This is a genomic window from Kitasatospora sp. NPDC090091, assembly GCF_044747365.1.
Classification (GTDB): domain Bacteria; phylum Actinomycetota; class Actinomycetes; order Streptomycetales; family Streptomycetaceae; genus Kitasatospora.
The window spans coordinates 94,241-106,803 of record NZ_JBIVDY010000019.1; the positions used below are offsets into that span (position 1 = coordinate 94,241).

Here is a 12,563-nt window from a genome sequence, read left to right on the forward strand (position 1 = left end):
CCCGACCGGGGCGCTCCGGTCAGGCCGTGAGCGGGCCGTCGAAGGGCGCGATCGGCGCGGGGAGCTCGGTGGCGCCCCGCAGGTAGCGGTCGACCGCGGCGGCCGCGGCCCGGCCCTCCGCGATCGCCCAGACGATCAGCGACTGACCGCGCCCGGCGTCGCCCGCGACGAAGACGCCGTCCGCCGGGCCGCCGGGTGCGCCTGACGCCGCGGCCGCGAAGTCCCCGCCGCGGGCGAGGTTGCCGTGCCCGTCCACCGCAAGGCCCAGCTGGGCGGCCAGCCCGTGGCTGCGGCGGCGGCCCGAGAAGCCGGCGCCGGAGAAGCCGAGCGCGAGCAGCGCCAGCTCGGCCGGGAGGATCCGGGCCGTGCCGGGCCGCGGCCGGCGGTCGCCCGGCTCCGCCTCGGCGAACCGCACGCCGGCCAGCCGTCCGTCCGCACCGGCCTCGAAGCCCACCGTGGTGGCCGAGAAGACCCTGGGCTCGGCCTCCTCCCCGCCGGCCTCCTCGTGCGAGGTGGTCACCCGGTACACCTTGGGGTGGACGGGCCAGGGCTGGGCGGGCGCGCGCCGGGCCGGCGGGCGCGGGTTGATGTCGAGCTGGGTCACGGTGGCCGCGCGCTGCCGCAGGGCCGTGCCGAGGCAGTCGGCGGCCGTGTCGCCGCCGCCGACGATCACCACCCGGCGGCCCTCGGCGGACAGCGGGGAGGCCGGCAGGTCGCCCTCGTCCACCCGGTTGGCCAGCGTCAGGTAGGTCATCGCCTGGTGCACGCCGGGCATCCGGCGGCCGGGGACGTCGAGCTCCCGGCAGGCCGTGGCGCCGACCGCGACGACCAGCGCGTCGTGCCGTGCCCGCAGCCGGTCCGCGGGCAGGTCGTGGCCGCCGACCGCGACGCCGGTCCGGAACCGGGTGCCCTCCTCCCGCATCTGGTCGATCCGCCGGTCCAGGCGGTGCTTCTCCAGCCGGAACGGCGGGATGCCGTAGCGGAGCAGCCCGCCGATCCGGTCGGCCCGCTCGTACACGGTGGTGGTGTGGCCGGCCCGGGTGAGCTGCTGCGCGGCGGCCAGCCCCGCCGGGCCCGAACCGACCACGGCCACCCGCAGCCCGGTCAACCGCTCCGGCGGCTGCGGCCGGTCGAACCCCTGCTCCCACGCCCGGTCGGCGATCGCCAGCTCCACGTTCTTGATCGTCACGGCCTCGCCGTCGATGGCCAGCACGCAGGCGCTCTCGCAGGGCGCCGGGCAGAGCCGGCCGGTGAACTCGGGGAAGTTGTTGGTCGCCAGCAGCCGGGCCGCGGCCGAGCGCCAGTCGCTGCGGGAGACCAGCGTGTTCCAGTCCGGAATGAGGTTCCCCAACGGGCAGGCCCGGTGGCAGAACGGCAGGCCGCAGTCCATGCAACGGGCAGCCTGGGCTCCGATGATCGGCAGCAGGGCGCCGGGCCGGTAGACCTCGTGCCGGTCCCCCAGCCGCTCGTGCGGGTCCCGTCGCTCGCGCGGCCGGCACGGGGTGGTGAGGAAGGCCATGCGGTCGGGCGGGCGGTCGGCCTGGGGATCAGCCATCGCGGCCTCCGGCGGGGCGTGCCAAGGCGGGGCGGTGGCGCCGCCGTGACCGCACCCGCCGGGCGCGCCGCCGGGTCGCGCGCCACCGTGTGGCCACCGTACGCCTGCGAACCGCCACGCGACAGGGGTGGCCGCTGCGAGCCCGCCCCGAAGCGGCGGCACCGGGGCGGACCCGCCTGTCGGCCGGCCGCCCGCGGTCAGCCCGCCAGGACGACCGTGGTCGCGGCGTGGACCGGTCCGGTGGCGGCCGGGGCCTCGGCGGCCAGCCAGCGGTGCTCCTGCGGGGTGAGCCCGCGCACCCGCTTGAACGCCGCGCTCAGCGCGAAGGGGTTGCTGTAGCCGACCTGGCGCGCCACCCAGGCCACGGTGTGCTCCGGATCGCGGAGCAGGTCGGCGGCCAGCGCAAGCCGCCAGGCGGCCAGGTAGGCCATCGGCGGCTCGCCGACCAGCGAGGTGAAGCGCCGGGCCAGCCCCGCCCGGGAGACGCCGACCTCGGCCGCCAGTCCGGCCACCGTCCAGGGCCGTGCCGGATCGTCGTGCATCAGCCGGAGCACCGGGCCGACCACCTCGTCGTGCTGGGCCCGGTACCAGGCGGGGGCGCCGCCGTCCGGGACGGCCAGCCAGCTGCGCAGCACGCCGACCACCAGGAGGTCCAACAGACGGTCCAGGACGACCTCCTGGCCCGGCTCGTCGCGGGTGAGCTCGGTGGTCAGCAGCCGGATCAGGGTGTCCCCGGTGGCGGTGCCGTCGCCGGCCGGGCGGACCAGCAGGGTCGGCAGGTGGTCCAGCAGCCGGCGGCCGATCTCGTGCTCGGCCTGGTAGGTGCCGGAGAGCATGACGGCGTGCTCCTCGCCCGGCCGGGCCTCGCCCCAGGTCCGCACGCCCAGCGCCATCGACTGGGACACGTCGGCCCCGTCGCGGGTGCAGATCTGCCCCGGGCCGATCACCACCTGGACGGGGCTCTGCGGCGTGTCCGCGACGGTGTACGGCTCGGGGCCGCGCGCGATCGCCACGTCGCCCGGACGCAGCAGCACCGGCGTACCGCCCTCGGGCACGATCCAGGCGTCCCCGCGCACCATGGTGAGCACGGAGAGCGGCGCGCCGTCCTCGATCCGCAGCGACCACGGCGGGGTGAGGATCGAGCGCAGCAGGAAGGCACCCCGGGCCTTCGGCCCGTCGAGCAGTCCGGTGAGAGTGTCCATGGGGTAAGCGTAGACGCGTGGACATGGATTGACGTTCCGTCATTTGAGAGAGTCTGAACACCGGGCGGGCAGAGCCCGGCGGGCCGGGGCGACCCGGTCGGGCCTGACCCGTCGGCAGCAGCACTGCCGCGGACGGAGAGGAGGGATGTGCCCGATGGAAGTGTCGCGCGTGATCGCGCTCGTGGCCGCCACGATGACCACCGGACTGAGCGCAGGGCTGTTCTACGCGTACGCCTGCTCGGTGATGCCGGGGCTGCGCGGAACGGAGGACCGGACGTTCATCGACGTGATGCAGCGGATCAACGTCGCGATCCTGAACGGCTGGTTCCTGCTGGGCTTCGTCGGCGCCCTGGTGACCACGGCGTTGGCGGTGGTCCTGCACCTGCCCGCCGACGGCCACCGGGGCCTGCCGGCGACGGTGGCGGCGCTGGTCTGCTACACGGCCTCGCTGGTGGTGACCAGACGGATCAACATCCCGCTGAACGACGCGCTCGCCGCGGCGGGCGACCCGAGCCGGATCGCTGACCCGGCGGACGTGCGCGGCCGCTTCGAGTCCCGCTGGGTGCGGTGGAACGTCGCCCGCGCCCTGCTCTGCACGGCCGCCCTCGGCTTCCTCTGCTGGGCGCTGGTCCTGCACTGCGACACCGTCGGCTGACCGCCGTCGGAGCGCCCCCGGTACGGCCCGAGGCCGCCGGGTGGGCGATCCGCCCCCGACACGGGGCGGGTCCGCCCGCCCGGCGGCCTCGGGCCTGTTCTGTGGTTCGCTTCCCGTCAGCCGGACGGGGGCGTCCGGGGCCGCGGCGGTGCGGCCGTACGCGGCTGCGGCGGTGCGGCCGTCCGCGGTTGCGCCGGGGTGCGGGGCTGCGCGGCCTTCCGCGGCTGCGGGGTGCGCGGCTGCGGCGCAGTGCGGGGCTGCAGCGCCGTCCGCGGGTTCGGGGGGTTCTCCCGGAGGGGCGCGAGTTCGCGGCCGAGGGTGGCGATGTCCAGCGCGATGCGGTGGGCGATGTCCTCCGGGCCGGAGCCGGCCGGGAGGTAGCGGTTCCAGGAGCGGGCGTGGGCGGGCCCGTCGTGGGTCATCTGGAAGTTCAGCCGCACCGTCCCGCCGGGGCCGCCGAGGCCGATCAGGAAGTGGGTGTCGGACAGGTCGATGGAGACCTCGTTGCCGATGCAGGAGCACCTGACCAGGTCGTCGATCCGCTCCTCGGCCAGGTACTTGGCGAGTTGGATCGCCCTTCCCTCCACGCGGAACGGTCGCAGTACGGGACTCACGTGGCTGCCGCCCCTTCCCCGGGGGTCTCACACCCCCGGCGGTCGCTGTTCGCAGCCATGATTCTAGAACCCGCCCGATGCGGCCAAGTCACCGGCACCACAACGGACTTGGCCGACAGCACGGGGGGCGCACAGGGCGCACACCGGGCTGCCGGCCAGAGGGGGGGTGACGGCGCCGCGTCAGCGAGCGGCGCGGGCGTGCAGGAGCAGGGCGCGCACCAGGGCGGCCAGGCCCGCCGTGCAGAGCAGCGTCCGCACCACGTTGGCGGTCACCCAGGTGGACTCGAACCGGTCGCGGACGGCCCCGAGGTCCTGGATCAGCGCCGGGTCGCCGGCCTGGGCCAGCTCGTTGTTCAGCGGGATGTTCACCGCCATGGTGACCACCAGGGCGACGAGGTAGAGCACGGTCGCGGCGGCGGCCCAGAGCGCGGGGCCGCGGCGGCCGCCCCGGTACTGGACGAAGGCCGCGGCACCGGTGACGGCGAGCGCGGCGACGAAGACGAGGCCGAAGACGCCGTTCTCGATCGCCTTGTTGATGTTCTGCATCGCGGTGACGTACGTCCGGTCGTCGCCCCGGTCCAGGCCCGGCATGACGGACACGTCGAAGGCGAAGAAGAGGCCGGCCATCAGGCCCATGGCGACGGTGGCGACGCCGAGGAGCGGCCCGGCCGCCCGGCCCGGGGCGGCCGCGCGGGCCGGGGCCGCGGCGGCGGGGGTGTCGGAAGCGGCAGGGGCGGCGGGGGCGGTCCGGTCGAGGCTCATCGGGTCGTCCTTCGGTGGGCGGGGCACGGAATGGGTGGAACGGACACCGGCCCGGGCCTCGTTGGCCCGGGCCGGAAGCGGTGGATCAGGCGTTCCAGGCGCCGCCGGCGGCGGCCTCCCGGGCGAACGCCGCGAAGTCCCGGGGCTCGCGGCCCAGCGCCCGCCGGACGCCGTCCGACAGGTGGGCGTTGCGGCCGTCCAGGATCAGGGTGAAGAGGTCGGCGAAGTCGCCCGGCAGACCGGCCGCGGCCAGCACCGTCCGGTACTCCTCCACGCTGATCGGGGTGAAGCGGATCTCGCGGCCGGTGGCAGCCGTCAACTCGGCGGCGACATCGGCGAAGGAGAGCAGGCGCGGCCCGGTCAGCTCGTACACCTCGCCATGGTGGCCGTCCTCGGTCAGCGCCGCAACCGCCACGTCGGCGATATCGTCGGCATCCACGAAGGGTTCGACGGCGGCGCCGGTCGGCAGCGCCAACTCCCCCGACAGGACGGGCTCCAGGAAGAAGCTCTCGTCGAAGTTCTGATTGAACCAGGCGCAGCGCACGACGGTCCAGCCGGTCCCCGCCTCGCGCACCGCGTCCTCGGCGGCCCGGGCCGCCTCCTCACCACGGCCGGAGAGCAGGACCAGCCGCTCCACCCCGGTCTTGGCCGCGAGCCGGGCGAACTTGCCGACCGTCTCGACGGCCCCCGGGAAGGCGAGGTCCGGGTAGTAGGAGAGGTAGGCGGCGGTGACGCCGTCCAGGGCGGGCACCCAGGTGCTCTCGTCGTTCCAGTCGAACGGGACCGCGGCGCTGCGCGAGCCGATCCGGACCGCGCGGCCGCGGTCGGTCAGCCGCTCGGCGACGCGGCGGCCGGTCTTGCCGGTGCCACCGGTCACCAGCACGAGGGGGCTCGAAGTCGGGTCGGTCTGCCGGGAGTTCTGCGTGTCGTTCGTCATGCCCCCCAGTCAACCCGGCCGGGCGGACGGCAACCATAGTCGCCGAGCTCAGCTGCATACGCGCGCGTCTACCCGCCGCCGCCGGGCGGACCGGCCCGGGCGCCGGCCTTGGAGGCGGGCCCGCCCGGTCGCGGGTGGCGGGCGTCAGCCGGCACGCAGGTCCCGGTCGAGGGCCTCGTCCAGGGCGAGGGCGGCGTCGTTCAGGGCCAGATGGGTGAAGGCCTGGGGGAAGTTGCCGAGTTGCTGGCCGGACGGGCCGATCTCCTCGGCGAACAGGCCCACGTGGTTGGCGTAGGTGAGCATCTTGTCGAAGGCGTACCGCGCCTGGTGCGGGCGCCCCGCCCGGGCGAGCGCCTCCACGTAGAGGAAGCTGCACAGGTTGAAGGTGCCCTCCGAGCCGCGCAGGCCGTCCGGGGAGGCCGCCGGGTCGTAGCGGTAGACCAGGCTGTCGCTGACCAGTTCGCCGTCCATGGCGTCCAGGGTGCTGAGCCAGTCCGGGTCCCGCGGGGCGACGAAGCCGACCTTCGGCATCAGCAGCAGCGAGGCGTCCAGGACCTCCTCGCCGTAGTGCTGGACGAAGGCCCGCCACCGCTCGCTCCAGCCGCGCTCGGTGATCTGCCGGAAGACCCGGTCGCGGACATCGCGCCAGCGGTCGGTGTCGGCGGGGCGGGAGTAGTCGGTGGCGAGCCGCACGCCGCGGTCGAAGGCGACCCAGGTCATCAGGCGGTTGTAGGTGAAGTCCTTCCGGCCGCCGCGGGTCTCCCCGGTCGGTGCTGGGCGAGGGCACCCGCCCGGGGCGGGCGCTGCGGCGACCGTAACCCGGCCCGGAACGGCGGCGGATCACCTCCGGCGGGTGACCCCGGCCGGGGGGCGGTGGCCCGACCGGCGGGCGCCCGGCCGGCGAGCTCCCTGCTACAGGAGGTGCAGCCGGCGGGCCTGCCGGACGGCGTCCGCCCGGCGGGTGGTCCGCAGCTTGCGGTTGATGCTCTTCAGGTGCGTCTTCACGGTGTTGGCCGACAGGTGGAGGTCCTCCGCGACCTCCTCGGTGGACATCAGCTCGGCCACCCGTTCCAGCACGTCCCGCTCACGGACCGTCAGCGGCTCGACCGGCAGCTCGTCCGCCGGAGCGTCCGGCCCGTCCGGCGGAACGGCCGGGCCGCGCAGGCCCTCCGGCAGCCAGCGGTGCGGGGCGGTGAGGGCGGGCCTGGCCCGGAGGAAGGCGGCGGCCCAGGGCCCGGCGTCCACGAACGGGCGGCAGAGCCGGTCCGGCCGGGCCAGGACCAGGGCGCGGGCGACCATCCGGTGCGCGGCCTCCTCGTGCCCGGCCGCGGCGCTCAGCTCGGCCCGCACCAGCAGGGCGCCGATCGCCGGTCCGGGCGCCCGGCAGGCCTCCGGGGGGAGGGCGGCGAGTGCCGCCCGGGGATCGCCGGCCGCGAGGTGGGCCCGGGCGGCGAGCACCGCCTCGTACTCGCCGAGGGCGCCCTCCGGGGCCGGGCGGGCCGGGGCGGAACCGGCCTCGGCGGAACCGGCCTCGGCCCGGTCCGGGAGGTCCGCGGGCTCCTCGACGCCGGCCTGCGCCGCGCCCGCCTGCGCCGCGCCCGCGTGATCCGCTCCGGCCGGCGCGGTCCGGACGCCCGCGGCCGCCAGCGCGGCCAGGGCGGCCGCGGGGTCGCCCGAGCGGAGCATCGCCTCGGCCGCAACGGCGGCCGCCCGCCGCACCGCCCACGGCGGGTCCGCAGGCCGGCCGCCCGGCTCCGCCAGGACCGCCGGCGCCCGGCGCGGATCACCGTGGAGCAGCGCGAGGCGGGCCCGGGTGAGCCGGAGCAGCACGGCCCACAGGACGTCCGCGCAGCCGTCGGCCGCCGCCTCGGCCCGGTGCAGGCTGAGCCGGGCGGCCGCGAGGTCGTCCCGCTCGGCGGCCGTGTCGGCGAGGACCAGGTGGGCGAGGGCGCAGCCGACGTCGCCCGGTGCACCCCGGCCCCCGGCGTCCTCGACCGCCCGGCGGGCGTGCTCCTCGGCGCGCCCGGTGGCGCCCTCCCAGAGCTCCGCGACGGCGAGCAGGGCGAGCGCCTCGCACCGCGGGACCGGCCGGGTCGGCTCCTGCGGCGTCCGGAGCACGGGTTCCAGCGCCGCACGCGCGGCGGCGGGGCGGCCCTGCCGGAGCCGCAGGGCGGCCAGGGCGGTGGCGAGCAGGACGGGGAACTCGGGGTGCTCGCGCCGGCGCCGGGCGGGCAGGCGCGGGCCGAGGCGTTCCAGGGTGTCGGCGGCCTGCTCGCCACCGGTTCCGGTCGCACGGGCCGCGACCGCGTGCAGGAACGCCTCGGTGCACCGGAAGGCGACCCCGTCGGTGCCGGCGCGGTCCGGGCCGCGGGCCGCGCTCGCCAGGTGCCCGGCGGCGGCGGTCACCTCGCGGGCGGCCAGCGCACGCGCGGCGCGGACCAGGTCGGCGGCGGCGCCGCCGGTGGCGGGCGGCATCGCGGCGAACACGTCCGCCGGAGCGGCCGGGCCGCGGTCGGTGAAGAACGACCCGATGGCGAGGTGCTCCACCAGCCACCCGGCGGCGGGGCCCCACTGCTCGGCCGCGGCGGCCTGCCGCACGGCCTCGTCGAGCAGGCCGGCCCCGTACAGCCAGCGGGCCGCCCGCGCGTGCAGCTCCCCCGGCAGGGCGGGTTGCCGAGCACGTAGTTGCACCCGCAGGATCTCCGCGAACAGCGGGTGGTGGCGGTACCAGGAGCCGCCGACCGGGGTGACGAATGCGTTCGCCTGGGCGAGCTCGTCCAGGATCCGCTCGGCGTCCCGGCGGCCGGTCAGCGCGTCGGCCAGGCCGGGGTGGACGCGCTCCAGCACGCTGGTGCGCAGCAGGAGGTCGCGGGTGGCGGCGGGCTGGGTGTCGAGGACCTCGGCGAGCAGGAAGTCGGCGATGGTGCTGTGCCCGGCCTCGAACTCCTTGAGGTACTGCTCGCGGTCCGGCGCGTGTTCGGCCGCCAGGGCGGACAACCGGAGGCCGGCGGCCCACCCCTCGGTGCGCTCGGTCAGCGCCCGCACGCCGTCCGGGGACAGCTGCATGCCGTGGTGGCGCAGCAGGACGGCGGCCTCCTCGCAGGTGAAGGCGAGGTCGGCGGCCCGGAGCTCGGTGACGAGGTCGGCGGCGCGGTAGCGGTGCAGCGGCAGGAGCGGTTCGGTCCGGCTGAGCAGGACGAGCCGCAGCCCCGCGCCGGCGTGCCGGGAGAGGGTGTGCAGGTCGGCGGCCGGGCCGGGGTCGGTGAGCTGTTCGCAGGCGTCCAGGACGAGGACGAGGGGGTCCGGGCGGACGGCGAGGATCCCGGCGAGGCGGACGGGGAGGTCCGGGTCGGCGGGTGCGGCGCCGAGCAGTCCGGTCAGCTGGTCCCCGCGCACGGCGCCGGCGTGGTGGAGGGCCCGGACGAGGCTGCTCCGGAAGGCGCCGGGGAGGTTGTCGCGGGCCTCGGCGGTGAGCCAGGCGGCGGGGCCGGGCAGCCGGGCGGTGCGGACCCAGTCGCCGGCGAGCAGGGTCTTCCCCGCGCCGGCGGGGCCGGTGACCAGGGTCAGCGGGTGGTGCGGCAGCCCGTCGGTGAGGGGGTCGGCCAGGCGGGGGCGCCGGACGAACGTCGGGGGGACGGGCGGTACGCGCAGGCGGGTGGCGAGCACCGTCTCCATCGGGTCCGGCCGGACGGGGTCCGTCCCCACGGGGTCCGTCCCCGTCGGGTCGGGCTGCATCGGGTCTGGCGGCCTGGGGTCCGGCTCCCTCGGGTCCGGCGGGGGCTCGGGGTCGCCGGCCGGGCCGCGGCGGGGCGGTGACGGCATGCTGGGCCTCCAACCGTGGACGTGCCGGGCCTCCCCCGGCCGGGGGTGCGGGTGGGAGACGCCTTCGTTCGATCTTCTGGCGGCATCGGCCCGCCCGCAACGGGGGTGGCCCGTGGCCGGTCGCGGGGCGCACGCTCCGCGAGGTCTCCGGGCGCTGCGAGCAGGGCGCTGCGAGGGGCGGCCACGAGGGGCGCTGCGCAACGGCGCCGGGGCGCGACCCGCCGCCGGCGTTGCGCTGCCCGGCCGGAGTTCTACGGTGGAAAGCGGAGCGGTGGCAGCGGAGTTGCGACCGCCCGTTCCGAGCCCAGCTGGAGGAGCCATGGCAGCCGACGGTGGGCGACGTCCCGTCGTCCTGGGCGTGGACGCGACCGAACCCGAATCGGCCGCGGTCGTCTGGGCCGCCGACGAGGCCGGGATGCGCAGACTGCCGCTGCGCCTGGTGCACGCCGTGGAGCCGATGGAGGTGAACCTGCGCGGCTTCGACGAGAGCCACCGCCACCGCAGGCTGCGCGAGCGGGGCGACGAGGCCCTGGCCAAGGCGCTGGCGCTGGTCCGCGACCGGCAGCCGGACGTGGACGCGGCCACCGTGCTCGCCGACGACCTCCCCGCGCCGGCGCTGTGCGAGGAGTCGCAGCACGCCGAGCTCGTCGTCCTCGGCTCACGCCGGATGAGCCGGCTGGACGAGCTGCTGAGCTCCTACTCGGTCGCGGTGCCGCTCGCCGCCCAGAGCGACTGCCCGGTGGTGGTGGTCCGCGAGACCGGGCACGGAACGACCGACCGGCCGGTCGTGGTGGCCGGGTTCGACGCCAGCCCCGAGTCCCGGGCGGCCCTCGACGTCGCCGCCGACCTGGCCGCCCGGCGCGGTGCCCGGCTGCGGGTCGTCCAGGTGTGGAGCCCGCCGCTGCTGCGCTCCGGCGAACAGGAGCGGCACCTGGCCGAGCTCGACCGGGTGCTCGCCGAGGCCCTCGCCGCGCGGGCCGCCGACCATCCGGCGCAGACGCTCAGCCACGAGACCGTCCCCGGGCACCCGGTGGAGGAACTCGCCAAGGCCTCCGAGCAGGCGCTGGCGGTCGTGGTGGGGCGACGCGGCCACGGCGGCTTCACCGGCATGCGGCTCGGTTCCGTCCCGCACGGCCTGCTCCACCACGCGCACTGCCCGGTGGTCGTCGTCCCGCCCCCGGAGGGCACGCCCAAGCGGCCCGCCTAGTACCGCAACCCCGCCCAGTACCGCACCGGTGCTTGCCGCGACGGGCACGCCTCCGACCGCCGCCTATGCGTCCTGGAGGTCCGCAGGTCGCCGGCGAGCCGCTCGCGGAGATCGGGGCCCGCGGCTGGGCCTGGCTCCTCGACAGGACGGGCCGGTCGAGGTGGGCTCCGGCTTCACCACTCCGGGTCATCCGCTGCGTCACGTGCGATGGCCAGGTTGGCCCGCACGGCCAGCGTGGTCGGGTGGGTGTCGCCGAGGATCTGCTCGCACTGGCCGAGGGCGGTCTCGAACAGGGGGATGGCACGGTCCAGGTCGCCTGCCGAGAGGTAGGCCAGTGCAACGTTGTTGCGGCTCTTCAGGGTGTCGGGATGGTTGTTGCCGAGAACCTGTTCGCGCTGGCTGAGGACGGTCCTGTGCAAAGGGGTGGCACGGTCCGCGTCGCCCGCTGCCTGGTAGGCGCCGGCGAGGTTCTCTCGGAAGTTCAGGGTGAAGGGGTGGGCGTCGCCGAGGGCCTGCTCGAAGTGGGCTAGCACGTTCTCGTGCAGGGGGACGGCACGGTCCAGGTCACCCGCTGCCTGGTAGGCACCAGCGAGGTTGCCCAAGCTGATGAGGGTGTCGGGGTGGTTGTTGCCGAGGACCCGCTCGCGCTGGATCAGGGTGGTTTCGTACAGGGGGATGGCGCGGTCCAGGTCGCCCGCTGTGTGGTAGGCGAGCGCGAGGTTGGCCCGGCTGTTCAGGGTGTGGGGGTGGGTGTCGCCGAGGACCCGCTCGAACTGGCTGAGGGTGGCCTCCAACAGGGGGACGGCACGGTCCGGGTCGCCCGCCGAGTGGTAGGCGAGCGCGAGGTTGCCTCGGCAGGTCAGGGTGTGGGGGTGGGTGTCGCCGAGGGCCTGCTCGAAGTGGGCGAGCGCATTCTCGTGCAAGGGGATGGCACGGTCCGGGTGGCCCGCCGCCTGGTAGGCACCAGCGAGGTTGCCCAAGCTGATGAGGGTGTCGGGGTGCTTGTTGCCGAGGACCCGCTCGCGCTGGATCAGGGTGGTCTCGTACAGCGGGAGGGCGCGGCCCAGGTCGCCCGCTTCCTGGTAGGCGGAAGCAAGGTTGCCTCGGCAGGACAGGGTGTGGGGGTGGGTGTCGCCGAGAACCCGCTCGAACTGGGCGAGGGTGGCCTCCAACAGGGAGACGGCGCCGTCCGGGTCGCCCGCTGCCAGGTAGGCGAGCGCGAGGTTGTTCCGGCAGTCCAGGGTGTCGGGGTGGGTGTCGCCGAGAACCCGCTCGGACTGGCCGAGGGTGGTCTCGAACAGGGGGACGGCACGGTCCAGGTCGCCCGCTTCCTGGTAGGCGAGCGCGAGGTCGTTGCGGCTGCTCAGGGTGTCGGGGTGGGTGTCGCCGAGAACCCGCTCGCACTCGGCAAGGGCGGCCTGTTGGACCGGGATGGCGCCGGAGGCGGTGACCGACGCGCCCACGGCGGGGGGAGCGGACAGGAGGGCGGCGATCTCGGCCCGTAGGTCGGCGTCCTCACGCAGAGCTCGCTTCAGCAACTGCCGCAACGCGGCCGGAGCATCTGCGTCCTCGGGGTCCCCCGCAACGTCCTCGATCGCTGCCGCCAGCGCGGCCTGCTCGGGTTCGTGGCGGTAGCGCGACACGGCTTGGAGGATGCGGCGGCCGAGGTCGGCGGTGGCGTCCGCGGAGGGAACCTCAGCCCGGGACAGGACAGCCCCGCCGTAGGCCCGTGCCGCGGCGGTCAGGAACGGGCCGGCCTGCTCCACCAACCGGACGATCTCCGCACTCATCCTTGTCCCCCCTCGGGTT

At 76.3% G+C, this 12,563-nt stretch carries 9 protein-coding genes and 1 pseudogene; 2 read left to right on the forward strand and 8 right to left on the reverse strand.

The features are described from left to right. Positions 1 to 19: 19 nt before the first annotated feature. Positions 20 to 1,555, reverse strand: coding sequence for a glutamate synthase subunit beta (locus ACIPSC_RS29240; protein ID WP_400829518.1), 1,536 nt, complete (start codon positions 1,553 to 1,555; stop codon positions 20 to 22). A gap of 197 nt (positions 1,556 to 1,752) precedes the next feature. Then, positions 1,753 to 2,757 (reverse strand): cupin domain-containing protein, encoded by a 1,005-nt coding sequence (locus ACIPSC_RS29245; RefSeq protein WP_400829520.1) that lies wholly within the window; start codon positions 2,755 to 2,757, stop codon positions 1,753 to 1,755. A gap of 154 nt (positions 2,758 to 2,911) precedes the next feature. Between ACIPSC_RS29245 and ACIPSC_RS29250 the strand changes: the two genes are divergently transcribed. Then, the gene (locus ACIPSC_RS29250; RefSeq protein ID WP_400829522.1) at positions 2,912 to 3,412 is read left to right on the forward strand and encodes a DUF1772 domain-containing protein; all 501 of its coding nucleotides are present in this window, start codon (positions 2,912 to 2,914) and stop codon (positions 3,410 to 3,412) included. A gap of 116 nt (positions 3,413 to 3,528) precedes the next feature. On the opposite strand, the gene ACIPSC_RS29255 is transcribed toward ACIPSC_RS29250, so the two are convergent. The 5 genes and pseudogenes from ACIPSC_RS29255 to ACIPSC_RS29275 all read right to left on the reverse strand — a co-directional run bounded on the left by ACIPSC_RS29255 (position 3,529) and on the right by ACIPSC_RS29275 (position 9,430). Further along, positions 3,529 to 4,026, reverse strand: a complete 498-nt coding sequence (locus ACIPSC_RS29255; protein ID WP_400829524.1) for a hypothetical protein — start codon at positions 4,024 to 4,026, stop codon at positions 3,529 to 3,531. A gap of 180 nt (positions 4,027 to 4,206) precedes the next feature. Continuing rightward, complete coding sequence (locus ACIPSC_RS29260) at positions 4,207 to 4,788, reverse strand: DUF1772 domain-containing protein (protein WP_400829525.1); 582 nt, start codon at positions 4,786 to 4,788, stop codon at positions 4,207 to 4,209. A gap of 85 nt (positions 4,789 to 4,873) precedes the next feature. Then, on the reverse strand, positions 4,874 to 5,725 hold the full coding sequence (locus tag ACIPSC_RS29265; RefSeq protein ID WP_400829527.1) for an NAD(P)H-binding protein: 852 nt from the start codon (positions 5,723 to 5,725) through the stop codon (positions 4,874 to 4,876). A 144-nt stretch (positions 5,726 to 5,869) separates the two neighbouring features. Further along, positions 5,870 to 6,487 (reverse strand): annotated as a pseudogene (locus tag ACIPSC_RS29270) (glycoside hydrolase family 15 protein); the annotation flags it as partial. Positions 6,488 to 6,637: 150 nt separating this feature from the next. Then, the gene (locus tag ACIPSC_RS29275; protein WP_400829529.1) at positions 6,638 to 9,430 is read right to left on the reverse strand and encodes a LuxR C-terminal-related transcriptional regulator; all 2,793 of its coding nucleotides are present in this window, start codon (positions 9,428 to 9,430) and stop codon (positions 6,638 to 6,640) included. Between the two features lie 436 nt (positions 9,431 to 9,866). Here ACIPSC_RS29275 and ACIPSC_RS29280 point away from each other — a divergent pair, with 436 nt between their 5' ends. Further along, positions 9,867 to 10,754, forward strand: coding sequence for a universal stress protein (locus ACIPSC_RS29280; RefSeq protein WP_400829531.1), 888 nt, complete (start codon positions 9,867 to 9,869; stop codon positions 10,752 to 10,754). 173 nt (positions 10,755 to 10,927) lie between these two features. Here ACIPSC_RS29280 and ACIPSC_RS29285 read toward each other — a convergent pair whose 3' ends face one another. After that, entirely contained in the window at positions 10,928 to 12,544 is a 1,617-nt protein-coding gene (locus tag ACIPSC_RS29285) for a tetratricopeptide repeat protein (RefSeq protein WP_400829533.1), read from the reverse strand. Positions 12,545 to 12,563: the final 19 nt, after the last annotated feature.

Coding starts and splice junctions, on each gene's coding strand:
- ACIPSC_RS29240 (WP_400829518.1), bottom strand. CDS start 1,555: ATGGCTGATCCCCAGGCCGACCGCCCGCCCGACCGCATGGCCTTCCTC.
- ACIPSC_RS29245 (WP_400829520.1), bottom strand. CDS start 2,757: ATGGACACTCTCACCGGACTGCTCGACGGGCCGAAGGCCCGGGGTGCC.
- ACIPSC_RS29250 (WP_400829522.1), top strand. CDS start 2,912: ATGGAAGTGTCGCGCGTGATCGCGCTCGTGGCCGCCACGATGACCACC.
- ACIPSC_RS29260 (WP_400829525.1), bottom strand. CDS start 4,788: ATGAGCCTCGACCGGACCGCCCCCGCCGCCCCTGCCGCTTCCGACACC.
- ACIPSC_RS29265 (WP_400829527.1), bottom strand. CDS start 5,725: ATGACGAACGACACGCAGAACTCCCGGCAGACCGACCCGACTTCGAGC.
- ACIPSC_RS29280 (WP_400829531.1), top strand. CDS start 9,867: ATGGCAGCCGACGGTGGGCGACGTCCCGTCGTCCTGGGCGTGGACGCG.
- ACIPSC_RS29285 (WP_400829533.1), bottom strand. CDS start 12,544: ATGAGTGCGGAGATCGTCCGGTTGGTGGAGCAGGCCGGCCCGTTCCTG.